General features: G+C 68.4%; 21 protein-coding genes. 9 read left to right on the top strand and 12 right to left on the bottom strand.

The window, feature by feature from the left end; genetic code table 11:
- The first annotated feature begins 80 nt into the window (after positions 1-80).
- From NOV86_RS14785 to NOV86_RS14775, 3 genes are all read left to right on the top strand, one after another.
- Positions 81-1,709, top strand: coding sequence for an alkaline phosphatase family protein (locus NOV86_RS14785; RefSeq protein ID WP_267642367.1), 1,629 nt, complete (start codon positions 81-83; stop codon positions 1,707-1,709).
- 292 nt (positions 1,710-2,001) lie between these two features.
- Positions 2,002-2,754 (top strand): hypothetical protein, encoded by a 753-nt coding sequence (locus NOV86_RS14780; RefSeq protein ID WP_267642366.1) that lies wholly within the window; start codon positions 2,002-2,004, stop codon positions 2,752-2,754.
- Positions 2,755-2,805: 51 nt separating this feature from the next.
- The gene (locus NOV86_RS14775) at positions 2,806-4,155 is read left to right on the top strand and encodes a CapA family protein (RefSeq protein WP_267642364.1); all 1,350 of its coding nucleotides are present in this window, start codon (positions 2,806-2,808) and stop codon (positions 4,153-4,155) included.
- Positions 4,156-4,218: 63 nt separating this feature from the next.
- On the opposite strand, the gene NOV86_RS14770 is transcribed toward NOV86_RS14775, so the two are convergent.
- The 4 genes from NOV86_RS14770 to glmM form a co-directional block, all read right to left on the bottom strand.
- Positions 4,219-5,853 (bottom strand): lipopolysaccharide biosynthesis protein, encoded by a 1,635-nt coding sequence (locus tag NOV86_RS14770; RefSeq protein WP_267642363.1) that lies wholly within the window; start codon positions 5,851-5,853, stop codon positions 4,219-4,221.
- A gap of 125 nt (positions 5,854-5,978) precedes the next feature.
- Positions 5,979-7,160, bottom strand: coding sequence for a bifunctional sugar-1-phosphate nucleotidylyltransferase/acetyltransferase (gene glmU / locus NOV86_RS14765; protein WP_267642362.1), 1,182 nt, complete (start codon positions 7,158-7,160; stop codon positions 5,979-5,981).
- A gap of 359 nt (positions 7,161-7,519) precedes the next feature.
- Positions 7,520-8,320 carry a dienelactone hydrolase family protein gene (locus NOV86_RS14760; RefSeq protein ID WP_267642361.1) on the bottom strand — a complete coding sequence of 267 codons (801 nt, stop codon included), beginning with the start codon at positions 8,318-8,320 and terminating at the stop codon, positions 7,520-7,522.
- 66 nt (positions 8,321-8,386) lie between these two features.
- On the bottom strand, positions 8,387-9,721 hold the full coding sequence (gene glmM, locus NOV86_RS14755) for a phosphoglucosamine mutase (protein WP_267642359.1): 1,335 nt from the start codon (positions 9,719-9,721) through the stop codon (positions 8,387-8,389).
- 218 nt (positions 9,722-9,939) lie between these two features.
- On the opposite strand from glmM, the gene NOV86_RS14750 reads away from it, so the two are divergent.
- Positions 9,940-10,230: a PadR family transcriptional regulator gene (locus NOV86_RS14750; RefSeq protein ID WP_267642358.1), complete on the top strand. Its 291-nt coding sequence runs from the start codon at positions 9,940-9,942 to the stop codon at positions 10,228-10,230.
- Positions 10,231-10,357: 127 nt separating this feature from the next.
- Here NOV86_RS14750 and NOV86_RS14745 read toward each other — a convergent pair whose 3' ends face one another.
- Positions 10,358-10,567, bottom strand: coding sequence for a hypothetical protein (locus NOV86_RS14745; protein ID WP_267642357.1), 210 nt, complete (start codon positions 10,565-10,567; stop codon positions 10,358-10,360).
- Positions 10,568-10,744: 177 nt separating this feature from the next.
- Here NOV86_RS14745 and NOV86_RS14740 point away from each other — a divergent pair, with 177 nt between their 5' ends.
- Complete coding sequence (locus NOV86_RS14740; RefSeq protein WP_267642356.1) at positions 10,745-11,668, top strand: DUF1616 domain-containing protein; 924 nt, start codon at positions 10,745-10,747, stop codon at positions 11,666-11,668.
- 105 nt (positions 11,669-11,773) lie between these two features.
- Positions 11,774-12,352 carry a metal-dependent hydrolase gene (locus tag NOV86_RS14735; RefSeq protein ID WP_267642355.1) on the top strand — a complete coding sequence of 193 codons (579 nt, stop codon included), beginning with the start codon at positions 11,774-11,776 and terminating at the stop codon, positions 12,350-12,352.
- Positions 12,353-12,469: 117 nt separating this feature from the next.
- Here NOV86_RS14735 and NOV86_RS14730 read toward each other — a convergent pair whose 3' ends face one another.
- Together NOV86_RS14730 and NOV86_RS14725 are read right to left on the bottom strand one after the other, a co-directional pair.
- Positions 12,470-13,774 carry a polysaccharide deacetylase family protein gene (locus NOV86_RS14730; RefSeq protein WP_267642354.1) on the bottom strand — a complete coding sequence of 435 codons (1,305 nt, stop codon included), beginning with the start codon at positions 13,772-13,774 and terminating at the stop codon, positions 12,470-12,472.
- A 244-nt stretch (positions 13,775-14,018) separates the two neighbouring features.
- The gene (locus NOV86_RS14725; RefSeq protein WP_267642353.1) at positions 14,019-15,818 is read right to left on the bottom strand and encodes a right-handed parallel beta-helix repeat-containing protein; all 1,800 of its coding nucleotides are present in this window, start codon (positions 15,816-15,818) and stop codon (positions 14,019-14,021) included.
- Positions 15,819-16,122: 304 nt separating this feature from the next.
- On the opposite strand from NOV86_RS14725, the gene NOV86_RS14720 reads away from it, so the two are divergent.
- Positions 16,123-18,201 carry a glycosyltransferase family protein gene (locus NOV86_RS14720; RefSeq protein WP_267642352.1) on the top strand — a complete coding sequence of 693 codons (2,079 nt, stop codon included), beginning with the start codon at positions 16,123-16,125 and terminating at the stop codon, positions 18,199-18,201.
- Here NOV86_RS14720 and NOV86_RS14715 read toward each other — a convergent pair.
- Positions 18,188-19,798, bottom strand: a complete 1,611-nt coding sequence (locus tag NOV86_RS14715; RefSeq protein ID WP_267642351.1) for a M14 family metallopeptidase — start codon at positions 19,796-19,798, stop codon at positions 18,188-18,190. The two genes, NOV86_RS14720 and NOV86_RS14715, sit on opposite strands and share 14 nt — an antisense overlap.
- Before the next feature lie 285 nt (positions 19,799-20,083).
- Here NOV86_RS14715 and NOV86_RS14710 point away from each other — a divergent pair, with 285 nt between their 5' ends.
- A complete protein-coding gene (locus NOV86_RS14710; RefSeq protein WP_267642350.1) occupies positions 20,084-21,283 on the top strand; it encodes a polysaccharide deacetylase family protein in 1,200 nt (399 codons plus the stop codon).
- Between the two features lie 21 nt (positions 21,284-21,304).
- Here the strand turns inward: NOV86_RS14710 and NOV86_RS23230 are convergent, their stop codons facing one another.
- The 3 genes from NOV86_RS23230 to NOV86_RS14695 form a co-directional block, all read right to left on the bottom strand.
- On the bottom strand, positions 21,305-23,302 hold the full coding sequence (locus tag NOV86_RS23230) for a right-handed parallel beta-helix repeat-containing protein (RefSeq protein ID WP_267642348.1): 1,998 nt from the start codon (positions 23,300-23,302) through the stop codon (positions 21,305-21,307).
- A 305-nt stretch (positions 23,303-23,607) separates the two neighbouring features.
- Positions 23,608-24,105, bottom strand: a complete 498-nt coding sequence (locus NOV86_RS14700) for a helix-turn-helix transcriptional regulator (RefSeq protein WP_267642346.1) — start codon at positions 24,103-24,105, stop codon at positions 23,608-23,610.
- Between the two features lie 65 nt (positions 24,106-24,170).
- Positions 24,171-24,752: a DUF7344 domain-containing protein gene (locus tag NOV86_RS14695; protein ID WP_267642345.1), complete on the bottom strand. Its 582-nt coding sequence runs from the start codon at positions 24,750-24,752 to the stop codon at positions 24,171-24,173.
- A gap of 379 nt (positions 24,753-25,131) precedes the next feature.
- Here NOV86_RS14695 and NOV86_RS14690 point away from each other — a divergent pair, with 379 nt between their 5' ends.
- Complete coding sequence (locus NOV86_RS14690; RefSeq protein WP_267642344.1) at positions 25,132-26,001, top strand: universal stress protein; 870 nt, start codon at positions 25,132-25,134, stop codon at positions 25,999-26,001.
- 29 nt (positions 26,002-26,030) lie between these two features.
- Here the strand turns inward: NOV86_RS14690 and NOV86_RS14685 are convergent, their stop codons facing one another.
- Positions 26,031-26,693, bottom strand: a complete 663-nt coding sequence (locus tag NOV86_RS14685) for an AIM24 family protein (protein ID WP_267642342.1) — start codon at positions 26,691-26,693, stop codon at positions 26,031-26,033.
- Between the last annotated feature and the right edge of the window lie 32 nt (positions 26,694-26,725).

Below are 26,725 nucleotides of genomic sequence, written 5' to 3'. Positions count from 1 at the left end.
GCACCGACGACGAGTACCGACACACCTGCGTAGCCACGCGGGCACGGTCGCCGAACCGACGACGCTGTCGAGGGATATCGATGAGTGACGACGGACTCGACGTCCTCCTCGTCGGTATCGACGCGGGCTGTCTGCCCGTCTTCGACCGGCTCGCAGAGACCGACACGATACCGACGCTCGAACGACTGAACGACGAGGGCGCGGTCGGGCCGCTGGAGTCCCAGATTCCCCCGTGGACCCCGAGCGCCTGGCCCTCGATGTACACCGGCGTCAACCCCGGTAAACACGGCGTGTTCGGCTTCGTCTCCTACGACGGCTACGACTGGCACGTCAGCAGCGCCGACCACGTCGACGAACTCACGCTCTGGGAGATACTCGACGAGCACGGGCTGACCAGCGTCGTCGTGAACGCGCCGGTCACGCACCCACCCGCCGAGATCGACGGCGCCATCCTGCCGGGCTTCATCGGCCCCGAGGACCCGACCTGTCACCCCGAGGGCACCCTCGACGAGGTCCGCGACGAGCTCGGCGAGTACCGCGTCTACCCCGCCTACTCCCGGGGCGACGACTCCTACAGCGAGGCCGAGAAGATGGACGAGTACCGGACCCTCGTCCGCATGCGCGGCGAGGCGTTCAGCTACCTCACCGAGAAGCACGACGCCGACTTCGGCTTCGTCCAGTTCCAGAAGACCGACACCGTCTTCCACGAGTTCGGCGGCGACTGGGAGAAGATCCGCTCGGTCTACGAGGAGACCGACGACCAGATCAGCCGCATCATCGACGAGCACGACCCCGACACCGTGTTCGTGGCGAGCGACCACGGCATGGGGAAGTACGAGGGATACGAGTTCCGCGTCAACGACTACCTCCACGACGAGGGCGTCGTCGAGGTCACCAACGGCGGCAAGGGCATGCCGTCGTGGAACCCCATCCGGAACGAACTCCGCGAGGGGAAGGACGTCGACTCCTGGGAGCCCGGCCTCGTCGAGAAGATGGCCTCCGGCGCGGCCAAGGTCGGCCTCACCGCGAGCCGCATCCGGCAGGCACTGGAGGCGGTCAACCTCGACGACATCGCGATGCGCTACGCCCCCGAGGACGTGGCCCGGACCGGGAACAAGCAGGTCGACTTCCCCGAGTCCGTCGCCTACCTGCGCTCGCGGACCGAGCTCGGCGTCCGCCTCAACGTGGAGGGCCGCGAGCCCGACGGGGTCGTCCCGGTGTCGGAGTACGACGACGTCCGCGCCGAGGTCATCGAGTCGCTGCGGTCGGTGACCGACCCCGACGGGAACCCGGTCTTCGACGAGGTCGTCCCCCGCGAGCAGTACTTCGAGGGCGAGCACGTCGAGGACGCGGTCGACATCGTCACCATCCCGCGGAACTTCCAGTACTTCCTCTCGGACCAGGTCCGCGACGAGTACTTCGCGGACCCGACGGAGACGTGGAACCACAAGCTCGACGGCATCGTCACCGCCTGGGGCGAGGGCGTCGACGGCGACGCCGACCTCTCGGACGCCCACCTGTTCGACGTGGCGCCGACGATCCTCGCCGCGCTCGGCATCCCCTACAACGAGCGCATGGACGGCGAGGTGCTGCCGGCCGTCGAGGGGGCGGGCGGGCGCGCCTACCGGTCCGCCGAGACGGGCGCGGACCGGGACTCGCCCGAGGCTGCCGTCGAGAACCGCCTGAGCGACCTCGGGTACCTCGAATGACCCGCCACACCGACCGCGGACTCCTTCTCGCTGCGACGTGATTCGGCCCGGGCACGCGACCGCGACTGTGCCTGCCTGCTGCTGAGACGGACGGCACCGTGTTACCTCACACCGCCAGTGGCGACGCTGGTCGAAGGCGCAGTACCCCGAGAACAGTGTGTGTCGAGAGCCGCGTGCGTCGCGAAGAGCGGGAATCGAGAACAGCGTGGCGGGCCCCGGGAAGGCCCCGGTCCCGGCCTGATCACCGCCGGCGCGCCGTCAGAAGAGCCAGCCGCCGAAGACCGTCGAGAGGATGGACGAGTCGTCGTCCGTCGTCGTATCGGTCGAGGTCGACGTATCGGTCGAGGTCGACGTATCGGTCGAGGTCGACGTATCGGTCGAGGTCGACGTATCGGTCGAGGTCGACGTATCGGTCGAGGTCGACGTATCGGTCGAGGTCGACGTATCGGTCGAGGTCGACGTATCGGTCGAGGTCGACGTATCGGTCGAGGTCGACGTATCGGTCGAGGTCGACGTATCGGTCGGGGTCCGCGTCTCAGTGTCGGTCTGCGTCGGGGTGTCCGTCTCCGTCTCCGTCTCGGTCTGCGTCGACGTGGCCGTCGTCGTCTCGGTCGACGTTCCGGTGGTCGTGTCCGTCGTGGTCGACCCCGTGGTCGTTCCCGTCTCCGTCGTCGTGTCCGTCGCCGTCTCGGTCGCGGACGTCGTGGTCGAGTCGGACGTGGACGACTGGGTGTCACTGGTCGACGCCGGTGTCGTCACCGTCGGCTGCTCGGTGCCCGACCCGTCGTCGGCAGGCATCGGGAGGCCGACCTCGCCTCCCGGGACGGCCGCGACGGCGATGCCGACGAACAGGAACAGGATGCCGAGGAGGGCGAGGGCGCGCTGTGACGACGTCATCCGGGCCCACCTCGCCTGTGGCGCGGACACGACCGGGCTGTTCGACGGGGCGACGCTGTCGCTTCGCAGGGGGAGAGGGTGCGATATCGGTACACGGGTTGCTCGCTTCGGAGTCGACTCGCCCGGAACATTGTTATCGACTCGCTAAGCGTCGGGACGGTCGTCGGGGCTTTTTCGCCCCCAGACCGTGGTGACGGCCATGCAGACACGGGACTGGCGAGAGGCGACCGACGAGCCGACGCCGCTGGGTCGACTCGACCTCGCGGCCGACTCGTCGGACGCGACCTGGTCGCTCTTCGCCGCCGGCGACGTGAAGTACCGCGACAGGGAGGCAAGAGACGCCCCCGTCGCACAGCCGCTCAGCTCTCGGATCCGCGACGCCGACCTCTCGATGGTCAACCTCGAGGCGCCGGTCGCCGGTGCCGGCGAGCCACTCGGGAAGTCCGGGCCGACGTTGAACGTGGACCGTGACGTCCCCGACGTCCTCCGGGCGGCCGGGTTCGACGTGGCGACGCTCGCGAACAACCACCTGATGGACTACGGGGCCGAGGGGCTCCGGGCCACGACGGCGGCCTGCGAGAACGTCGGGCTGGCGAGCTGTGGCGCCGGCGAGAGCGAGTCCGCCGCCATGGCGCCCGCCCGGTTCGAGGTCGACGGGACCTCGGTCGCCGTCTTCAGTTTCTGCGAGCGCGAGTTCGGCATCGCGGACGGCGACGAGCCCGGTACCGCCCACCTCGGGTCGCCGGGGGCGCTGGAGCGCGTCGCCGCCTCGAATGCCGACGTGACCATCGTCGCGGCCCACGGCGGCGTCGAGTACGTCCCCTTCCCACCACTCCACCGACAGACGCGACTGCGCGAGTTCGTCGACGCTGGCGCGGACCTCGTCGTCGGGCACCACCCGCACGTCCCGCAGGGCTGGGAGGTGTACGACGACACGCCCATCTTCTACAGCCTCGGCAACTTCCTGTTCCCGATGCCAGAGCGCCCGAAGACCCAGTGGAGCCTCGCCATCGAGGTCGCCTTCGACGGCGACGAGCCGGTGGCGGTCGACCTCGTCCCGACCGAGACGGTCGACGAGACGGTCGACGAGGCGGGCGACCGGGTCGACCCCGGGAACCGCCTCGCGTACCTGCACCACGTCGCCTCGCTGACCGCGGACCGGGACCAGCTCCGGGCCCACTGGCAGGAGGTCGCCGTGGCCATCTTCCACCAGCGCTACACGCGCTGGCTGCGGACCGCGCTCGCGGGCGACCTCGTCTCGCAGGTCCGCCACCCCGAACAGCACTTCAGCCCCGACACCGCCTGGGCGTCGGACGACCAGGAGTCACAGATGCTCGCGCTGTTGAACCTCGTCCGGAACCGCTCGCACCGGTCGCTGATGGAGACCGCACTCGAGGTCGAGACCGGCAAGCGCGAGGACCACCGCACCGAGTCGGTCCGCGAGCACGTCCGCGAACTCGTCGCCGAGACGGAGGACCGCCCGGTGTACGACCGGCAGTCCCCCGCGAGGAAGACGCTCTCTGCACTCATCGACCGCGTCACGAGTTGAGCAGGCGCGACTCGACCGCGCCCGAGAACACGACCGCCGACCGTTCTCTCCGCGACAGTCCACTCAGAGCCCAGCGCCGCCGGTGAGCAACGCGACCGCCGACACCACGAGCACGATGCCCGTGAGCGCGAGTATCTGTTGCACCCGGTCGCTGACCTCCGGTGATTGGTCCTTGATCGGCGAGCCGCCGTCGGCGGCGTCGGCGAGTTCGCTCGCCTTCTCGCCGAGCGGCCCCGGGAGCGACGAGCAGAAGTCGAGGACCTCGCCCACGTCGACCGCGCCGGTCAGCACCGCCGCCAGCGCGTAGACGACGAACCCGACGACGGGTACGACGACGAGCGCGAGCAGGTCGTTCTCGATGGCCGCCGGCAGGAAGTAGATGGGGACCGCCGCGACCGCGCCGGTGACGACGATGCGCACGATGCGAACGTCCTCCAGCGGGTCGTAGCCGAGGTCCCGCGCGATGAGCATGTTGAACAGCGGGAGCGACCCGTAGCCGATGGTCGTCGCGACCGCCGCCCCGACCATGCCGTACGCCGGGATGAGGTTGAGGTTCAGCGCGAAGTTCAGGGTCGCGGAGGCCCACGTCGCCGCGATGAGTGCCTTCACGTCGCCCTTCGCGTGGCTGATGGCCAGCAGCGGGCGGGCGACCGCGAACGCCACCGTCCCGGGCAGCAAGAGCAACAGCGGCGTGACCGCCGGGCGCATCTCGCTGCCGAGGTACAGCGGGACGAACGTCGAGGCCAGCGCGGCCATCCCGATGGCGAGCAGCAGCGTCAACAGCAGGACGTACCGGGTGGTCCGCGAGGCGAGGTCGGTGATGCGCTCTACCTTGTTCTGCTCCCAGAGGTCGGAGGTGGACTGGACCATCACGCCCTGGACCGACCGCGGGAGGATCCAGAGGAACTGCACGATGACGAGGGCGGCCTTGTAGTAGCCGACCAGTTCGCTGGTCTTGAACGCCTCCAGCATCAGCACGTCGATGTGGTACAGCGAGGTGAGCAGGAAGACGTACGCGATGGTGAGGTGGTTGAAGTTGAACAGGTCCGAGCTGGGGAACCGGTCGGGCGTCGTCGTCACGATGGCGTCGAACGAGAGCCGGCCGCGGACGACCGCCAGCCCGACGCCGACGGCGACCAGGCTCGCGACGATCTGGGCGACGATGAGCCCGGGGACCCCGAACTCCAGTGCGGCGAGGCTGACGCCGACGACGCCGAAGACGATGCGGTAGAGGACGTTCAGGGGCTCGGAGACGTGCTCCAGTTTGAGCCCCATCAGTGTCCGGCGGATGTACTCGCGGTACTGGACCGCGAGCGCCATCGCCCCGAGCAGGTAGAAGTACGGCTCGAACTCCGCCCCCCACACCATGGCGACGACGCCGGTGTAGGCGGCGACCGCGAAGCCGATGGCCGCGAGCACCGCCAGCAGCGTCGCGAGCCGGAAGTAGTAGCCGAAGACGTGGTCCTTCCAGCAGTTCATCGAGCGCTCCTCGGCGATGTACTTCTTCACGCCCGTGTTCGTCCCCGAGCTCATGAAGATGGTGAGCAGGGCGAACACCGACATGATGGTCGCGTACCGCCCGTAGATGGTGACGCCGAGGAAGTGGATGAGCAGCGGTGTCACTGCGGCCGTCACGATGAGCCCGACGAGGCGACTCCCGACGGTGGACAGGAACGCGGTGACGATGTTACGGTTCATGTGGTGGTCTCGGCGTGTCGTCCCCGCGAGGCGGGGCTGCGTCGTGTGGCCTGCTGTGCGGGCGATGCGTCCGGGGAGGGTGGTGCGTAGGGGGAGGCCGATGCGTGGTACTGGCGCCGCATCAGTTACCGGTCACGCGTCACGGTCTCGCCGGGGCTGGTCGTCGCCCCGGTCGAGAGGGTCACGCCGGCGTTCAGGCTCGTGTCGATGGCGGTCTTCGCGCCGTCACCGACGACGACCCCGAACTTCCGGCGGCCGGTCGAGACGCGCTCGCCCTTGACGGTGTGGCGCACCGGCTCGCCGTCGTGGCGCAGGTTGGCGACGGTCGTGCCCGCGCCGAAGTTCACGTCACGGCCGAGGATGGAGTCACCGACGTAGGCGAGGTGGGCGACGCTGGAGCGCTTGCCGACGACGCTGTTCTTCACCTCGACGGCGTTGCCGACCTTCGCGTCCTCGTCGATGAGGGTCGCCCCCCGCACGTACGCGTTCGGCCCGACGGTCGCGCCGGACCGGACGAGGACCGGGCCCTCGATGACGACGCCGGGCTTGACCGTCGCGCCCTCCTCGACGACGACGGTCCCCTCGAGGTGGGCGTCGTCGCTGACCTCGCCCTCGACGCGGGCGTCGAGTTCGGCGAGGTAGGTCTCGTTGGCGGCGAGGAGTTCCCACGGGCGGCCCACGTCGAGCCAGCGGTCGACCTCGACCGGCGTGACCGAGAACTCGGCGACGACGCGGTCGAGCACGTCGGTGATCTCGTGTTCGCCGCGCTCGCTCTCCTCGACCTCGAGCCAGTCGCGGGCCGCCTCCGGGAAGACGTACGCACCCGCGTTGACCAGGTTGCCCGGTGGGTCGTCGGGTTTCTCGGTCACGCCCGTCACGATGCCGTCCTCGGTGTGGAGTACGCCGTAGTTCGACGGCTCCTCGGCCCGGTACGCGAGCACGCTGGGGCGGCGCTCGAACAGCTCGACGACGCTCTCCGTGTCGAAGCAGTTGTCGCCGTTCAGCACCGCGAACGGGCCGTCGATGTACTCTGCGGCGGCCGCCACCGCGTGGGCCGTGCCGCGCTGTTCCTCCTGTACCGCGTAGCGGATCGGGGTCCCCTCGTACTCGTCGCCGAAGTACTCGCGGACCGCCTCGCCCTCGTACCCCACGACCATGAGGAGTTCGTCGGCGCCAGCCGTGACCGCCGCCGCGACGGTCCGCTCGACGAGCGGGCCGTCGGCGGTCGGCACCATCGGTTTGGGGACGTTGTCGGAGAGGGGGCGAATCCGCGTTCCTTCGCCAGCTGCGAGGATGACTGCTTGCATCGTTCTCGCATTCACGACAGTACCCTTTTGTTATCGACGCGTTAAGCGAGCAGGCCACTGCGGGATGGGAGTGTGCTAAAAAATGGCAACGAGAAGATGGGATGGTTGGGGGTGCCCTGCCAACATCTGAGGGGATCGGTCGTCCGGTGGGGGATGGACGAAGATCGACCGGGAGGTGGGCAACTCCCGGGCGATGACTGTGATGTTGCGCTGGGCGACGACTGCTGAGGGCTTTCACCTCGCCAGTGTGACCACCGGCACTCGTGCCTTGAACCCGGTTCCCCATTACTACGAGCCACATAACGCGACTGTCCCGACGTGCGAGCCGGTTTAATGCGCTCGTAAGCGACCGTTATCCGTCACTGCTCACCACAGGCGGTCGTCACGAACCGGCCGAGGAGTCGTCGGAGTCTGTCGCCCTGTTCGGTCTCGAAGATGCCCTGTCCGTGGGCGTCGCCCTCCAGTCGAACGAGACGTTTCGGGCCGCGTGCGGCCTCGTGCAGCCGTTCCGCGGTGTCGACGAACCGGTCGTCGTCGCCCATGCTGACGGCGACGAACAGCCGCGCGTCGAGGCTCCCTGCGGCCTCGACCCCGCCGCCGGGTGAGAGCGCGGCGACCGCGTCGATGGCCAGCTCGCGGCCCGCCGCCTCCACGGCGGCCTCGGCCCCGGAACTCGCCCCGACGACGACGAGCTGCTGGATACCCTCGTCCTGAAGGTACGAGACGGCCCCCAGCACCGCCGCGGTCTTGTGCTCGCCCTCGTCGATGGCGAGGACGCGGTGGCCGGCGGCCGCGTACTGCTCGACCTGGGGTCGCCAGCTCTCCCTGTCGCGGTCGATCTGCGGGACGAAGATGACGCCGCAGTTCCCCGCGCCGGCGATGGTGCCGGTCACGGTGGTCCCCGCGGGCGACTCGAACTCGACGGTGTGGGGGTCGGTCCGCGTGGTCGCGGTCGAGGAGTCGCCCTCGTCTTTGTGTTTCTCACCGGTCCCGGGCGTGTCCTCGGCGCTCCGGTCGGTGCCGGTCGCGGCGTCGGTGCTCGTGGGGTCCTCGGTCGGCCGTCCGTCGCCCGCACCGCCGCCGAGGCAGCCCGCGACGCCGGTCGCGGCGACAGCACTCAGGGAGGCGAGGAACCGTCGTCTGCGCTGGTCCGCGGTCATACGTCCCGGTACGTCGGGAACCGGGTTTACTAGCGATGAGCTAAAGGGAACGTGCTAGCCGGCTGGTCAGTCGCTGCGGGACTTCGCGCTCGTCGCACTGGTGACCAGCCGGTGGGCGTGCTCGAAGAGTTCGTCTGCGCGCGCGTCGCCGCGGGCCTCGGCCGTGATACGGACGAGCGGCTGGGTCCCGCTGGGACGCACCAGGAACCAGCCAGCCTCGGTGTCGACGCGGATGCCGTCGAGGTCGTTCACCGACTCGTACTCCTCGCGGAGGGCGGTCTCGACCTCGCGCATGACCGCGCCCTTGGCCTTCGTCTCGACGCTGTCCCGGCGGATGGGGTAGGTCTCGACGGAGTCGGCCAGCGCACCGAGCGAGTCCGCCCCCGCGACGAGTTCGACGAGTTTGCACGCCGCGAGGGGGCCGTCGGGACAGAGGGTCTCCGCGGGCCAGATCCACGCGCCGCTGGGCTCGCCGCCGAAGACCACGTCCGGGTCGGTCGCCGCCTCGGCCACGAACACGTCGCCGACCTTCGTGTGCTCGACCGACGCGCCCTGGCGCTCCAGCACGTCGTCGACCGCGAGGCTGGTGTTGAGCGGGGCCGCGACCCGGTCGCCCTCGCCCGCGGCCTCGCGCGCGAACAGTGCCATGAGCACGTCGCCGGCGACGAACTCGCCGTCCTCGGTGACCGCCATCATCCGGTCGGCGTCGCCGTCGTGGGCGATGCCCAGGTCGGCCGTCTCCGCGACGAGTCGTTGCAGGCTCTCGCAGTGCTCGGCGGTCGGTTCGCTCGGCCGGCCGGGGAAGCGCCCGTCGGGCTGACCGTTGAGCGTCTGGACGTCGCAGCCGAGGTCGTGGAGGACCGAGGCGGTGAGCCCGCCGACCCCGTTGCCCACGTCCACGACGACCGAGAGGTCGGTGTCGTCGAGGTCGACCGCCGCGCGCAGCGCCGCCTCGTGGGCCGCGGTGGCGCCGTCGTCCTGTTCCTGGCCGCCGACGCCGTCCCAGCCGGTCAGGTCCACGTCCTCCTCGCGGACGCGCCGGGCGATCTCCTCGCGCTGGGCCGCGTCGAACGCCTGCCCGGACGGGTTCCAGAGCTTGATACCGTTGTCCTGCGGCGGGTTGTGCGACGCGGTGACGACCGCGCCCGCGGCCGCGTCGTTGCGCGCGATGGCGCGCGCGACCGTCGGTGTCGCCGCCAGCCCCACGTCGACCACGCTCGCCCCGGCCTCGCGCAGGCCCGCGACGACCGCCTGCTGGAGCGGTTCGCCACTCTCGCGGGCGTCGCGCCCGACGACCACCCGGTCGTAGCCCGCCGAGGCGACGGCGCGCCCGACCGAGAGCCCGAGGTCGCAGGTGACAGTCGTACCGAACTCGCCGCGGATCCCGCTGGTACCGAACATGCCGGATGCCACGGGAGGCCCGGGTATAAGTATACGAGTGGTAACGACCGCATAGCCGGGTATGTTTTATTTCTGACACCGTCTTCGTGGGGGGTCCCCCCGGTCTTATCCAGTGCCAAAACCCGCCGCAGTCGTCTGTTGCGCGGATTATAGATGGTGTAGGTTTAGCAACGGCCGCGCGGGTATTTGTGTGGGTACGTGGAACAATAGAGTGAAGCATGAGGACAGATCTGACCGGATTCCAGCACAACCTGCTCGTCGTGCTCACGAAGATGGACGAGCCCAGCGGTCGAGAACTGAAGAAAGAGATCGAGGAGTCGCTCGACTGTACCCTCCCACACGGCCGTCTCTACCGGAATCTCGATACACTCGTCGAGAAAGGCCTGGTCGAGAAGGGCTGCATCGACGGTCGAACGAACTTCTACGAGATATCCGAGGACGGGAAGGAGGCCATCAGGGAGCGCTACCAGTGGGAGCGAGAACACATCGCGCCCGAGCTCACCTCGTGAGGCCGGTCCCGTTCCGAGACGGCGCAGTGGCTGTACAGCTCGGTGGGTGCAACAGGGACGACCATCGGTACTCGATCGACGAGCGCCAGCAGGAGAGACTCCTTCTCGCGGACCGCGACGCGCGTGCTCAGTCGCCGGCCTCAGCCGGGCGTACGCCAGCGACGTGTTCCAGGGGGAGTGCCGACCCGAGACTGCCCTCCTCCCCGACGTCGAGGGTCTCACCGAGGTCGACACCCTCGCTGGCCGCGGCGTCGAGGATGGTGACCAGCGAGACGCGGAGGTCGTCACGGGTCGTGGTCTCGGCGAGTGCCACCGAGACGATGTCGTGTTCTGGCATGTCCACCCGTCTCGACTCCTGCCTTGTAAGTGTGTGAGTCCCTCCCAATCGTTGTCCGACCGCAACTGTTTACTCCGCTGTTAAGTCCCGCTCCCCGTGACCTCCCGGCCGGAGCAGCGGCCGACCACCGCCTTACTCTGCCGGTAATAAACACGTCCGGGCGGGTAGGCACACGCGATGAGTCGCACGAAGTTGTGGTTCCTCGACGCCCTCGTCGTCCTCGCACTGACCGCGGTCGGGGCCGCCTCGATATACCTGCACGTGCCGGTCGCACGGACCGTCGCGACCGGCCTGTTCGTCCTCTTCCTGCCGGGGTACGCCGTCTCCGTCGTGCTGTTCCCCCGCGGCCGGTCCGACGCCTCGGAGCGAGACACCGGCATCGCCTGGAGCGAACGGTTCGGCCTCACCGTCGCCATGAGCATCGCCCTCGTCGCCCTCGTCGCCCTCGTGGCGAACTTCACGCCACTGGGCATCACCCTGCTCCCCATCCTCGCCGGGGTCGCGGGGCTGACGACCCTCTTCACCGTCGTCGGCCTGTTCCGGCGGTTCCGGGTCCCGGCGAGCGACCGACACGGCTTCTCGGTCCCGCTCCGGGCCGTGCTGTTCACCCAGCAGCGCGACGCCTTCCGGGGTGGGAGCTCGCCGACGACCGTCTACAACGTCGCACTGGTGGTGAGCATCCTGCTCGCGCTCGGGAGCGTCGGCTTCGCGGTCGCCTACGGCCCCGCGACGAGCGGGTTCACCGAGTTCACCGTCGAGACGGGCGACCAGAGCATCCAGGAGGCCGCGGTGCTCCAGGGCAACGAGAACCCGACCCTCGTCGTCGACAATCACGAGGGGCAAGACCAGGAGTACACCATCGTCACGACCGTCCAGCGCGTCTCCGAGGGCGACGACGGCGAGGTCCAGGTGCAGGCACAGCGCGAACTCTCCCGGACCACCGTCTCGACCGAGGCCGGCGAACGCGCCCGGAAGACGGTGCAGGTCTCCGCACCGGGCGACGACAGCGTCCGGGTCGTCATGCTGCTGTACAGGGGCGAGGCGCCCGCGGACCCGTCGCGCGAGTCCGCGTACCGGGTGCTCACCTTCCGCACCGCATGACACCGGGACACCGCCTGCCTGCCGGCCGGACAGCCACGGGCACGACCGACTCGACGCCGACCGGGGCGTTCATGAGCCCCTGGCGGCACGTTCGATAGGAGACCGATGTGGCCGTGGGAACACCTCGCGTTCGGCTACGTCTGCTACTCGCTGGCCGTCCGCGTCACGGCGGGTGAGCGACCGCGCGGCGTCGCGGTCGCCGTGGTCGCCCTGGCGACGCTCCTCCCGGACCTCGTCGACAAACCGCTCTCGTGGACGCTCGGCGTGACCGCGACCGGCTACTCCGTCGTCCACTCGCTGTTCGTCGCCCCGTTCCTCCTCGCCGGTGTCGCGGCGCTGACCCGGCGGCTCGACCGCCCGCACCTGTTCGCGGCCTTCGCGGTCGGCTACCTCTCGCACCTGCTCGGCGACGTCATCTACCCGGCGATGCGGGGCGACGGGCTCTGGGTCCACGCCGTGCTGTGGCCGGTCATGGAGCGCGAGGGCGCGCCCGTCGACGGCGTCCTGACCAACGCCTCGCGGTACTTCCTGCGCTTCCTGCACGACCTCCTGACCGGCGGGCTCTCCGGGTTCCTGCTGTTCGAGCTGGCGCTGGTGACCGCCGTGACCGTCCTCTGGGCGGTCGACGGCTTCCCGGTCGCGGCCGGGCTCTACCGCGCCGTGACCGGGCGAGGACGCGAGTGAGGTGCACGCGGCGGCGACGCCACTGTGGGCGTCACGTCGCCACTAGCGTACGAAGAACAGGTCGTCGTTACGCGACTGCGAAGCGGGGACCGGGCCGAGACGAACGGGCCGGCCTCGTCACCAGCCGTCCTTCGGCTGGGCGACGTCGGGGATCTTCGAGAGGGTAATCGGCTTCACGTCGGCGTTGGAGAGGTACTGTGCGAACTCCTCGAACTCGCCCGAGGAGATGTCCATCTTCCCCTCCCGGTCGATGCCGTGGAAGGTGATGACCTCGAGGTCGTTGTAGAGGCTCGCGAAGTCGACCTGGGAGGCGGCCTGGTCGACGTGGCGGCCGTTGCCGCGCGAGATGGTCATCTGGTCCGTGATGTTCCCGCTGGCCGCGTTCCGGGCGCTGAACAGTCCGAAGCCCATGTCGTAGTGCTTGGAGACGAAGTTCGTGACCTGCGAGTCGTACAGGCCGTAGGGGTACATGAAGCTCTTCGCGCCCTTCTTGAAGCCGTGGTCGACCAGCCACTCCTTCGACCCGACGACCTCCTCCTGGGCCTCCAGCCGGGAGGCGTAGAGCAGGTTCTTGTGGGTGGCGGTCTGGGACGCGAACTCCCAGCCCGCACTCTTCATCTCCTCCATCTGCTTCATCGTCAGGAAGCCGTCGTTCCCGACGTGTTCGGTGACGACCGCGGAGGTGGCCGGGATGTCGTACTGCTTGAGCGTCTGGAAGGCCTTCGTGTAGTCCGAGGCCTGCCCGTCGTCGAACACGAGCGCGACGTAGCCCTGGTCGGGCGAGCCGACCTTCCGCAGGTCGTCGACGCGGATCTTGCCGCCACTGCCGGCACCCTTCAGGCGGATGCGGATCTTCGTCACGTCGCCGAGGTTCGGCAGGCCGCTGACCTCGGTCGTCCCGAGGTCGAGGCGGTGCCAGAACCCGCTCGCGGAGTGCCGGATGGACTCGGCCAGCTGCACCGAGTTCTGGTTGTTCTCGTTGAGCAGCGTGATCTGGAGGACGGCGTGCTTCTCGGCGTCGAGGTTCACCGCCATCGAGAGGTTCGACCCCTCGAAGTCCGCGTCGAGCGACCGTTCGATGACGGGTTCGCCGTTCTTGCGGGTGATGACCGCCGACTGGCTGCCGGCGTAGGCGTTCTCCGTCATCGCGGACAGGTCGCCGTTCTTCACCTTCCACGCGGAGAGCTGCTCGAAGTCGTCGACGACGGCCGCCTCTTGCTTCTGCTTGTCGCCGTCTGTCGTCGTGTCGGTGCCCTCCTGTTGGGTCGTCGTGTCGGTTCCGGTCCCGGCGCGCGCCGTCGTCCGGGTGGTGTTCGTGGGGGAGGTGTTCTGTTCGCCCTGGTTCATACAGCCGGCGAGGCCGGCGAGTGCGCCCAGCCCGAGGGTCTTCAGGGTTCGGCGTCTCGTTCTGTCTTCGACCATCGAGTCGGTTTTCTCTCGACACCCGTAATATTATAATCAGGATAAGCACCTGTCCGTGCGCTGCGAGGACGAGCGGGCGTCACGGACGCGACCGTCCCGGACGACCCCGCTGTCGAGAGTCGCGTGGAAACCGTCTCGAAACCCGTCAAATCCGCCGGGGCGGGCCGCTCGCGAGAACCGTCGCTCACCCGCCGGAGACCGCGATTACACCAGTGTTAAACGCGGGACGGTCGCCCGTCTCGGCTCAGAGCCGGTCGCCGATCCACTCCAGCAGGTCGCCGGTCGCCATGTTCGCGTCCGCGAGGTCGCCCTGGAACTCGACCTGCGGGACGTAGTCGAGGCCGGCGTCGGCCGCGTCGAGCCGGGACTGGTAGACCTCGTCGCCGTAGTAGTCGTCGGAGGCGAGGCCGGGGAGCCAGCCCGCGACGCGCTCGACGCCCGCGTCCTGGAGCATGTTCTTCGCGTCGCCCCAGGTCTGCCACTCGATGTCGCCCTGGTTCGCGAAGAGGTACTCGAAGACGCCCCAGTAGTTCTCCCAGTTGTTCTTGTCCCAGACGCCGAGTGCGAGCTGGGCGAGACGTTCCTCGCCCTCGACGCTGTTGAGGTAGTGGCCGGTCGGGTACGCGATGGACCGGAACTGGACGTTGATGTGGCCCGGTTCGACGAACTCGGAGACGATGGCCGGGAGGTTCTCCTCGACGAACCGCTTCGTGTTGGGGTAGACGAAGTTCCCGTAGACGGTCAGCGTCGGGTTCTCGTTGCTCGTCCCCATCGTCGGGTAGGTCATCCGGCTGGCGTTGATGGGCAGCGGGACGTCGGCGAGCGAGCCCGACGAATCGCCGCCGTCGTCCGACGAGCTCCCGTCGTCGCCACCGCCGCCGAGGTTCGGCATCGGACACGAGTCGCCGGAGGTCACGTCGACGACCTCTGCGTCGCCCTCGATGGCCGGGCCGTCGACCGTGATGTTGGTGTTCTTCACGTCGTTCGCGGTCGTCCCGTGGAACCGGATGCCGACCGGGCCGTCCCACTGGATACAGGAGTCGAGGACGTTCACGTCGTCGCGCCTGCCGACGATGGCGGGGTAGTAGTCCCCGCCGCCGGTGATCGAGGTCCGGACGATGTCGTGGTCCAGCTCCGGGGCGTCCGGTGCCTCGTCGACGTAGACGCCGGGCGAGGTCCGGGTCCCGCCCGAGAGGTTCGCCGTGTAGTCCGGCCCGACGTGGATGCGCGAGTCCTCGAGCACCATGTGACCGCCGTCCTCCGCGACGAACACGGCACCGGTCCCGCGGCCGCCCGTCATGGAGATGTCGCAGTCCGAGATGGTGACCGGCCCGAGCCCGTCGGAGATGCGGACCCCGGTACAGGGGTCGTCGCCCGAGGGGTCGTCGACGACGACCTCGGCCCCGTCGACGTAGCTGCCCGCGCTGCCGAGGCGGACCTGCGCCCGGTCGTTGTCCTTGAAGACGCCGCCCTCGACGTGGACCGGCCCGTTCGACCAGGAGGCGTACAGGCCGTTGTTGCCGTACCCCTCGACGTGGCAGTCCCGGAACGTGGTCGTCCCGTCGCCGTCGACCCAGATGCCGACGGGGCCGACCGCCTTGCTCCCGTCCGGCAGCTGGAGGTTCTCGACCAGCGTCTCGCTCCAGTCGTGGTACGTCCGGAACCCGAAGGCGGTGTTGTCACCGTCCTGCGAGCCCTTCTTCACGATGTTCCGGACGACGAGGCCGTCGTGGCTCCCGAACTCGACCGAGGGGTCGACGCCGTCGCCGGTGTGGTCCAGCGTGAAGTTCTCGAAGAGGAGGTCGCGCGTGCTCGCACCGGCGATCCAGAAGTCCTCGGCGTGGTCCTCGTCCGCCACGAGCGTCACGTCGTCGCCCACGCCGCGGAGCCCGAGGTTCGAGGTGTCGTAGAGGTCCACCCGGTTGATCTTGTAGCGGCCGTCCGGGAACTCGACCAGGGTGTCGTCGTCGGCTACCTCGGCGAGGACGCCGTCGATTGGCTCCTCGCCCGTCGGGTCCGCACCCGCGTCGACGATGTCGACCACCGTGTCGTAGCCCCCGTCGTCGGCAGCAGCCGCCCCCGAGACCGCAGCAGAGCCGGCGAGTCCGCCAAGAAGTGTCAGTATCTCTCGTCGATCCGCCCTTCCTAGGTCCGTCAACCTATTAGACATCATCCCAACGCACCTCGGGTTACCCACTTAGTACCGGACAGTCGTTGCCGTTCGTTGCGGATTTTGCACGTTTTCACGACCGTTCTGCAATGTTTCGGAGGGCGTAAACCGCCGGTATCGGGCCCGCATCCGCTTACCCAGCCGATAACAATGAGGGTACGAGCAGTTGGGCGAACCAATGAGTACGCCGTCCGGTGGCAGTCGCGTCGTCGCCTGGATACACGACCGCCCCTTCGACCGGGACGTCGCCATCGTCGGGTTGTTGCTCGCACTCGCGCTGTTCCCCCTCCGGTTCGTCCTGACGCACCTGTTCGCGGAGACGCTGCCGCTGGTGCTGGCCACCGCCTGCATCCTCTACCTGATTGCGTGGCGGTCGGCCAGGAGCAGCCGGCGGCGCGAGACGGGCCTCGGGCACAGCCTCCCGACACTGGCGACCCCGGCCGCCAGACTCGCGCCCGCGGTGACCTTCGTCACAATCGCGGTGGCGATCGTCGCCGCCACCCTGTCCGGGGAGCGCACGCCGTTGTTCCACGCCGTCACCGCCGTCGGCGCGCTCTCGGTGTTCTGTCAGGTGTTCTTCGCGCCCGACGAGGACCTCGTCCCGGGGCTGGTCCTGCTCCAGATCGTCGCGCTCGCGGCGACGGTGCGGTTCACCGCCCTGCACACGAGCGCGGGCTTCGTCGGCATCGACATCTGGACCCACATCACCAAGCTCGCGGTCGACGTGCGCGAGACCGGTGGCATCGCGGTCATGCGCGAGCACGCCTCGCGCGGCGCGAAGTACTACGCGTCGCCGCTGTACCACCTGCTGGTGGTCGCGACCGCCATCATGGCCGACGCGACCCTCGAAGCCGCGCTCTACCTGTCGCTCGGGGCGGCGATGGTGCTGACGCTCCCGCTGGCGTACGCGGCCGGCCGGTCGTTCGTCCCCATCCGCTGGGCGCTGGCCGGGACGGCCCTGTTCGCGTTCAGCGACCACGTCATCAAGTGGAGCATCCACCTCGTCCCGACCAGCCTCGGCGTGTTGCTGTTCGTCGCGGGCTTCCACTACTTCGTCCGGGTGCTGAACGACCGCGACCCGCGGGACATCGCCCTGCTCGTCTTCTTCATCGTGGCGCTGACCCTCTCGCACCAGGTGTCGGCGTTCATCATGCTGGTGACCATCGGGACCGCGGCCGTCGTCCAGTACTTCGTCACGACCGACGTGCTCTACCCGGACGTGAGCACCCGCGACCTCTCCGGGCTGCTCGTGTTCCAGACCGGGTTGCTCACCCTGGTCTGGAGCGTGACGCCGTACCGCGGCGAGACGTTCACCGAGGCGATGATCGCGAAGCTCCAGGAGACGCTGGTGGAGTCCGCCGGCCTGTTCAACCTCCAGTCGACCGCCACCTCCGGCGGCGGTGCGGTCGCCGAGCAGACGCCCTCGATCGTCGACAAGGTCATCCCGTACCTCGACGTGGCCGGGTTCATGCTCCTGCTCGGGGTCACCGTCCTCGGCTGCCTGTACGCGCTGAAGAGCGACCGGACCTCGCTGGCCCGGCTGTTGCTCATCTTCGTCGTGACGGTGATGATCCTGTTCGCCCTGTTCCTGCCCATCATGGGCGTCGGGCTGTTCCTGCCGGGGCGCTGGTTCGCGTTCATGTACCTCCCGATGGCCATCCTCGGCGCGCTCGGCCTGGGCTACGTCGCGACGAACCTGAACGCGAAGGTGGCGACCATGGTGTTCCTGTTGCTCGCGGTGGGCTACCCGGGCGCCATGTTCGTCTCGACCGACGCGACCCTCGACGCCCCCGTGTTCGACCAGGACCAGCCCCGGTTCGGCTACAACCAGGCCGAGCTGACGGGGATGCACACGACCGGGAGCATGGTCGCGGACGACCAGCCGGTGTACACCGACTCGCCGTACACGGAGGTGTACCGCCGGACGGAGACGAACCCGCGGGCGACGATGCTGTTCGTGAACCCGGAGACGGGCAACACGGTCAACGACGTGGTGGTGTATCGCGGCTACCACTCCTCGGGGGCACCCATCTTCCGGGTGGGTGACCGCTCCGGCATCATCCCGGTGGAGCGACACGAGGTGTGTGGGCCCGAGCGGAGCATCCTCTACGCGAACGGGGAGGTGACGATGTGTGTCGGCGAGGACCAGGACGCGGTGCCGGACGACGGGAACGACGGTGGCGGTGATGACGGCAGCGGAGGCGGAGAAGAGATGGTTCGCGCCGTCGAGACGGCCGCCGGCCCTACCCGTCGATGACGAAGTAGGCGACCTTCTCGGTCACGTGACCGGTCTCGGTGTCCTCGGACTGTTCCTCCTGCAGGAAGGCGTTGACGCCGTCGGCCCGGAGGTCGTCGTGGCGGACCGTCACGGTGTTCCAGCCCTCGTAGGTCATCGGGGCCGCGAGGAACACCGGGTTATCGTACGAGCGCCCGAAGTCGATCCACTCCCAGTTCTCGTCGATCTTGCGGGTGCCGGTCTCGTAGTTGCGCCCGTTCAGGGTGCCGGGGCCCTCCTCGAAGGCGACCCAGGCCGTACGCTCCTGTTCGTCCCAGGCGAGGTCACGGCCGCCGTCCTCGGTGTGGAGGCGCATGTCGAACCCGTACCGGGTGACGTTCCGGACCCGCGAGATGACGGGGGTGTCGTGCCAGTCGCTCATCGGCGAGGTGAGCACGACCGGGGTGGCGTCGAAGGGCTCGTCGAACTCGACGTACTCCCACTGGTCGCCGACGTTCTTGCGGCTCGACTGGACGAGCTTGCCGTCGTCCGAGCGCGTGACGGTGTTGGCCGGGAACGCCAGCATGCCGGCGCTCTCGGTGTAGTGCTTGTCGTTGAGGTAGTTCCACTCCTCGACGCGGGCCGTGCCGCCCGAGTTGCTGTCGTCGTCGATGCGCGGGTGGGCGGGGTCCGAGCCGTTGTAGGACATCGAGGGCGCGACGATGGCGGGGTACGAGAGCGACTGGTCGAACTGGAACGACTGCCAGTAGTCGTCCAGCGAGAGCGTCGACGCGTGGAAGTCGACGTCCCCACCCGTGGTGGTCCGCGGCGTGCCGCGCTGCTGGCCGTACTGGTTCATGACGTGCTCGACGGTGTAGAGGTGCCACTGGATCTGCTCGTCGAGGGGCTGCTTCTCGGTCGTCTCGCAGATGAACCCGGGCCGGTCGAGCAGGCCCGCGACCCGGTGCATGAGCATCGGGTTGTCGGCGTCGAGGGTGTTGCCCATCCGGTAGGCCACGTCGCCGGAGAGGCCGAACTGCTGGTTCAGGTCGGCGACCGCGTTCTCGCCGTAGTCGCGAGCCGGCGAGGTCCAGGTCGGGAACAGCGCCTGCCCGACGCCGCCGTCGCCGGACTTGTAGATGCCCCGCGAGCTGTGGAGGTCGAACATCCAGTCGGGGTCGTGCTCGACGACCGCGTTCCAGATGTGGCGGGCCAGCGAGGACTGGCAGGTGCCGCCGGTCGGCGGGAACAGCCGGTTGAGGTCGTGGTCGTACGGGCGGTGGTCGAGCGCGATGGCGTCGACGTTCGCCCGCGGCATGACGACGAGCTTGCCGGAGGTGACCGACCACTGGGCAATCTGGTCGGCCGCGAGATAGCCGGACTTCTCGTCGCCGTGGATGCCGCCGACGACCATCGTCGTCGGCCCAGCGACGCCCGAATCGTACACGTAGACCGTGGTCTCCTGGTACGTGCCTTCCTTGATCTTGTAGCTCGTCCGGCTGGGCCCGGACGCCGCGCTGGCGGGGGACGATGCACCGGAGAGGGCTGCTGCGCCGAGACCGAAGGCGGCTGCACCGCGAAGGAAACCGCGTCGGCTGAACGTGCCGCGAGTGTCGTCGGAGGAGTGGGGTTCTGTCATCAACAACTGGTACTCCGGCAGTGTCCATCGCTCCGGTACTTCAGCGAGACAGGGTTTATATACCTGCTGGCCCGTCTCCGGAGGAGACGGGCCAGCCGCGAACCGCCGATTCCGGGCCCCAGGAGCCTTGTTACGCCATCACATGGGCGGTGGGACGAACCCCGCTATTCATATAGGGGTCACTGGTTCGCGATGGGATGGAACGGCTTACCCACTCCTTTAGCAGCAGGGTCGGTCCCGTTAGGTGGCCTATAGTGTTACGTCCGTCACCAGTACGGTTCGCGTATGAGTTCCCCACAGGTCTCCCGTCGCCGGTTCCTCCAGGCCACCGCGGCCGTCGGCGCCGCCGGGAGCGTCGGAGTCGTCAGCGGTCAGTCACAGAACGGTAAGCTCGTCATCATCTACGACGACGGGCACGACGGCGCGATGAGCGAAGCGCTCCCGGTCCACAAGGAGGAGGGCGTCCCCGCGTGTGCCGCCATCGTGGCGGGCTACACGCCGTGGACCCGGAAGGACCACGACTACCGGCTCGTCGGCGACGAGATCAGGACCCTCGAGGACGAGGGCTGGGAGATCATCTCGCACGGGCTGTACCACCGCAACCTCGGCGAGCAGCCGGTCACACAGCCGGTCGCGCCCGAGGACGAGAAGATATGGGTGCGCGACAACATCCACGGCGCGTTCCCGGACAGGGAGTACGAGATCCGCATCACGGACGGCGAGAAGACGGCGACGGCGCCGGTCGTCGGCGCGAACACTGGCGAGAACGGCGACTACCTCATCCTCGGCAAGCCGGTCGGAAAGTCCTTCGACCCGGCCGACGGCGTCACCGAGCGGTTCGTCGAGTCGGAGATCCGTCGCTCGATGGAGAAATCACAGGAGGTCATCGCCAGCCACGGCATCGACAAACCGCAGCACTTCGTCTACCCCTACGGGGCCCGGTCGCCCCTCGCACAGGAGCTGGCCACGGAGTACTACACGTCCATCACCAACTACGAGGTCGAGGGACTGAACCCGATGACGGGGCTCAACCCGCACAGACTCAACCGTCAGCAGATGGAGGGTCGCGCCCTGAACGAGAGTGAACTCGCTCACATGATGGCGACCATCTCCGACGAGAACCGCCTCGCCGTCTTCGGGGCGCACACCCAGTACGACGACCTCGGCCCGGAGCGCATCCGGAAGGTCATCCGCGAGGCGAAGTACCAGGGCATCGACATCGTCACGATGACCGAGGCGCTGGAGGCCGCCGAGATCAAGCCGAAGTTCCAGGAGACGGCGACGAAGACGACCACCCAGCCGCCGACCACGACCGGGTCGACCACGGCCGGGTCGGCCGCCACCACCGGCACGACGAACGGGAGCGGTGGAGACGGCGGCGAGCAACCCGGAGCGTCACAGCTGCCCGGGATGGGGCTCCTCGCCGGCGCGGCGGGGCTGCTCGGCGGCGCCGAACTCGCCCGTCGCCGGGGCGGCGAGGACTGAAACCGACCGCGTACGGCCGGTTCAGAGCCGGTCGTCTATCCAGCCCATGAGCTTCTCCGTGTCCCAGTTCGCCCCGGCGAGGTCCCCGTTGAGGTGGAGCTGCGGGACGTACATGAGGCCGTCAGCCGCCGCCTGCTCGCGCGAGGCCAGGACCTCGTCGTCGTACTCGCCCTCGTTGACGAGCGCGGGGATCCAGCCCTCGACGCGCTCGACGCCGGCGGCCGCGAGCAGGTCGCGGTCCTGCTCCCAGGTGCCCCACTCGAACTCGCCCTGGTTCGCGAAGAGGTACTCGAAGACGCCCCAGTAGTTCTCCCAGTTGTTCTTGTCCCAGACGCCGACCGCGAGCTTCGCGAGGCGTGCCTCCCCGGGGACGCTGTTGAGGTAGTGGTCGGTGGGGTAGGCGACCGACCGGAACTCGACGTTGAGTCGGCCGGTGACGACGTACTCGTCGATGATGTGCTGGAGGTTCCCGAAGACGAACTCCTTCGTGTTGGGGTAGACGAAGTTCCCGTAGAACCGCATCGTGGGGTTGCTGTCGTCGGTCCCCATCACGGGGTAGGTCTTCCGGCTGGAGTTGCCGGGGATGGGAACGTCGGCGAGCGAGACCTGCGCGCGGTGGCCGTCCGGCATGGGGTCGACGCCGCTCGGGACCGGACAGGTGCCCGAGGCCGTGCAGTTCTGCAGGTCGACGCTGCCGTTGGCCATGTCGCCGGGGACGTTCACCGTCGAGTCCTCGACGACCGTCGGCTCGTCGAAGAAGGTCACCTCGTGGTCGATGTTCCACGTCTCGATGCCGTCGCGGTCGGTCCCGGTCTGCTGGATACAGCAGTTCCGGAAGGTGTTGTTCCCGCGGAACAGCAGGACGACCGGGTTGCGCCCGAAGGCGTCGCCGCTGCCGGTGATGGAGACGTTCTCGAACAGGCGCTCGCCGCCCTGCCCGGACTGCTCCCAGTCGCTGGGCTGGTCGACGTAGACCGCCGGCGCGGTGTCGTCGTTCCAGTACATCAGGTAGTCCGCGCCGACGTGGATGTTGGTGTCGCGGACGGTGACCGAGCCGCCGTCGAAGGCGTTGACGATGCCACCGAAGCCGCGCCCGCGGAGCATCTTGACCTCGCAGTTCTCGACGGTCACCGGACCGGGGTTGTCCGAGATGCGGATACCGCGGTAGTTCGGGACCCAGTCCTCGCGGACCTTGTCCGGGCTGGCGTCGACGACGACCTCGGCGTCACGGACGTAGCTGCCGGGTGCGCCGAGGCGGACCTGGCTGCGGAGGTTGTTCTTGTAGACGCCGCCCTCGACGCCGATGGGGCCGGTCCCGGTCGAGGCGTAGAGGCCGTTGTTCCCGAAGCCCTCGATCTCGCAGTCGCGGAAGACGAGCTTGCCGGTCGAGGCGGTGTAGACGCCGACGGGTGCGACCGGGATGGAGCCGTCGCGCATGACGAGGTTCTCCACCAGGCCCTGGCCGTCCTCGTCGAGGACGTAGAACCCGAAGGCCGTGCTGTCGGTATCGTGGTAGCCGACCTTCGTGACGTTCCGGACGAGCAGGTTGTCGTGGGCACCGAAGGAGATGCACGGCCCGCAGTCGGTCGCGGAGTTGTCGATGGTGAAGTTCTCGAAGGTGAAGTTCCGCATGTGCCAGCCCTGGAGCCAGTAATCGCGGTTGTAGTCCTCGCTGGGGACCAGCACCACGTCGTCGCCGATGCCGCGGAGGGTGAAGTTCTCCCGGCCGTACATGTTGAAGTCCTGGATCTTGTACCGGCCGTTCGGGAACTCCAGGACCGCGTTGTCGTGTTCGAGGCGGCCGAGCACGGGGTCGATGGGTTCCTGTCCCGTCGGGTCCGCGCCCTCCTCCACGACGTTGTATACGGTCGGTTCGGCCGTTCCGGCGGCCGTCTGTCCACTGGCGGTCGTGGCACCAGAGAACGCGGCTGCACTGATTCCGGCGACAGATGCCGCACGAAGATAGTCACGGCGAGTGAGACTGCGCTTCTTGTCTGGAGAGGGGGAGTGTTCGGTCACGTTTGTTCGGGCTTCGATACGGAGAACACCCTGATTCATCAACGCCTTCAACCATCCAGCATTTATTAACGGTTGCGAGACATTCACATGGAGGGAGAGGTAGACTCCCGCACGCGGCGCAGACGCGATGACGGTGAAGGACGCGACCGGGGAACGCGACAGGTGTCACGAGCCGACAAGCGTGCCCGCGCCGCCAGCGATCACCGCAGAACCCGGTGACGCCGCTGGCCAGGTATCGGAACAGAACAGGGTGAAACGGAGAACGACCTCGAAGCGAAGCCAGGGTATCCTGGCCACTACCGGAACTACGCCGCCTGCTGGTGCGGGTCCTTGTCGTCGTGCATGGTCATCGTCGCGTCGAACTCGTAGTCCGGGAGGGCGACGATCTTCTCGCGTCCGACCGTGACCCGCTGGATCGCGCCCTCGGATTCGAGCGCGCAGAGGTGACGGCTCACCGTCGAGGAGGAACAGTTCACGCTCTCGACGATGTCGTTCTGCCACATCCGTCCCCCTTCGCGCTCGACCGCGGCGAGTATCTGGTCGCTCGGACACGCCGGGATCGTCGCCTCGGCTTCGACCACGTCGGCGCTGGGTGGGGCGTCCGGCTGCTCGGCTACCGGTTCGGTCGCTGGTTCGTCGTCGACGGCCGACGGTCGCATCCGCTGGAACCGTCGCCGGGTCTCGTCGCGGAGCCGGGCGACCGCACTCGTCGCGCGGTCCCGGGCACCGACGAGGGCTGCGTGCAGCCACAGGATGACGTGGTCGACTGTCGTTTCGCCGTTGGTGGGGGAGGGGGAACTCATCTGTAATAACTCTACTGGCCGAGTATAAAGTACGTAGACCCAAGTGGCTTAGGTTTATCAGTTGGCTAACCAGAGGACGAGGGAGTGAGCAGTTCCTGGGCGCGACTCCTGAGGTGGCCCAGCGCGACGGTCAGACTCGACAGGATGGACCCGGTGTGCAAGAGCAACGGCGAGATGCGGAGCACGTTCAGGAAGTGGACCGTCCAGAACGCCAGCCCGACACACCCCGCCAGGAGGTGATAGCCCAGCCAGCTCGAGGAATCGCCGGACTGTGCCTCCGGGTCGAGGTACGCGACCAGCGGGTCGAGGTTCGGGCCGGGCTCGACGCGACTGGTCTCCTCGTCGTACCGGACCACGTCCGCGTCGTCGAGCGCCGGCAGGTGCGACTGGTACAGCGAGATGTACACGCGCTGTCGCTCGTCCGACGACACCTCGTCTATCGGCGCGCCCGTCTCGGCCGCTGCCACCTCGTCGGCCAGCGTCCCGAGGTCGGTCCCGCCGTCGTCCTCGTCCTCGCCGGCGAGTGCGCGGATGGTGTCGCGACGCCGTCTGTTGGTCAGTAACTGGAACACCTCGTCCGAGTCGAGGTCCGTGACGCCCCCCTCGCCGGTCTGCCCGCCGAGCAGGGTTGGCCTGGCGGAAGTCATTACTAGTCCACTCATCAGCCACCAAGAAAAACCGCGTCCCAAATTACTGCAGACTGTGATGAACCCGGACGCTCCGGCTGGCCACCGCCACCGACTCGGCCCGGACAGCGCCCGAGACCGTGCTAATCGCTACCCTGCGGCGGCCACCAGTCGCAGTCGGCGCAGTGTTCGATGCCGTTGACCGTCGTCGTCGGTTCGTGACAGACCGGACAGGGCAGGTCCTCGAGTGTCGTGTTGGACATACCACAACTGCGGCCGGACGGCTGCTAATAGATACCCCTGCCCATGGTCGGGCGGGTCCGGGGACCTGTCGGTCCGCGTCGGCCGGGACGCTGGAAAGCCCTTAGGTAGCCACCCCACGTAGTCACCGCAGCGACACATGTACGACGACATCCTCCTGCCCGTCGACGAGAGCACCGAGTCGACGGCCGTCATCCACCACGCCGCCGAACTCGCACACTGGGCCGACGCAACCCTCCGGGTCCTGAACGTCGCCGACACCGCCCGCGACAGCGTCACCGTGGTCGAGAACGACGTGGTCGACGCGCTGGTCCGGGAGGGCCAGGACGTGGTCGACGAGGTGGCGGCGACGCTCGACACCCTCGGCGCCGACTACACGACCGACGTGGTCCAGGGTGACCCGGCCTCGACCATCGTCGAGTACGCCGAGCACTACGAGTACGACCTCATCGTGATGCCGACACACGGCCGCAAGAACCTCTCGCGGTACCTCCTCGGGAGCGTCACCGAGAAGGTGGTCCGCCTCTCGACGGTCCCGGTGCTCACCGCCCGGATGGTCGAGGACGAGGCCCTGCGGTTCCCGTACGAGTCGCTCCTGCTCGCGACCGACGGGAGCGAGTCGGCCCAGGCCGCGGTCGAGTACGGTCTCGACCTCGCCGCCACCCTCGACGCCGAGGTGCACGTCATCTCGGTGGTCGAAGACGACATGCTGGGAGCCGACGTCCGCTCCTCGGCCGCCAGCGACAGGGCCGATACGGCCGCGGCCGAGGCCATCGACGCGGTCCGCGAGGCCGCCGCCGAGCGCGGCATCGACGACGTGACGGGCCACCTCGAACACGGGGACCCCGACGAGGTCATCCTCGAGTTCGTCGAGGACGACGGCGTCGACGCCGTCGTGATGGGGACCACCGGCCGCCGCGGGGTCGACCGCATCCTGCTCGGCAGCGTCGCCGAGAAGACCGTCCGGTCGGTGCCCGTCCCCGTCATCACGGTCAGGAAAGAGTCGTAGGTGGCGGTACCGGCCGTCGCGGGCGACGATTACTGGCCCGGGCCGACCTCCTCGTAGGGCTGGACGATGACGAACCCACCCGGCTCCGCGAAGTCGAGCTGGTAGGTCTCGCCCGAGGACTTCCCGAGGAAGCCCTTGATGGTGCGGTCGGTCTTGACGCCCGGCGAGACGGAGCTGCTCCAGGCGACCGTCGCGTCCGGGTCGGTCGTGACCGGCGTCTCCAGCACCAGCGGCTCGCCGTGGGTCGTGATGGCGACGTTCCCGGGGCCCTCGAGGTAGACGTTGAACAGCCCGCCGGTGGTCGCGCCGGCGATGCTGTCGATGGTCCGGATGTCCCAGTCGATCGTGCTCTCGAACGCCAGCACGTCGTTCCCGTTGACGCTGATCTCCTCGCCGGCGTCGAGGCTCAGGATCTGTACCTTCTTGCCCTGGTCGGCGAGGTAGAGGTTGCCCGACCCGGTGGCCTGCATCATGACCGAGCCCTCACCGGTCGCAGCCTTCTTGAGCATCCCTGTCAGGCCGCCAGCGGACTTGCGTTCGAAGGAGATGTCGCCCTCGTAGGCGACCATCGACCCGGCCTTCGCCATGACGCTCCCGTCGAGCGCCACGTCGAGCAGTTTCGAGTTCTCCAGCTGGAAGCCTTCGCCTCCCGCTTTCGGTGCGTTCTCTCGCGTGAATTGGTCGAGGTCCATCGTGTGTACTCCGAGGCGCGCACGGCGCGACT

Origin of the sequence: Haloarchaeobius amylolyticus, assembly GCF_026616195.1 — an archaeon.
GTDB classification, from domain to species: Archaea; Halobacteriota; Halobacteria; order Halobacteriales; family Natrialbaceae; genus Haloarchaeobius; species Haloarchaeobius amylolyticus.
Note: the sequence above shows the minus strand (reverse complement) of the source record. Positions and strands in the feature narration are given on the sequence as shown.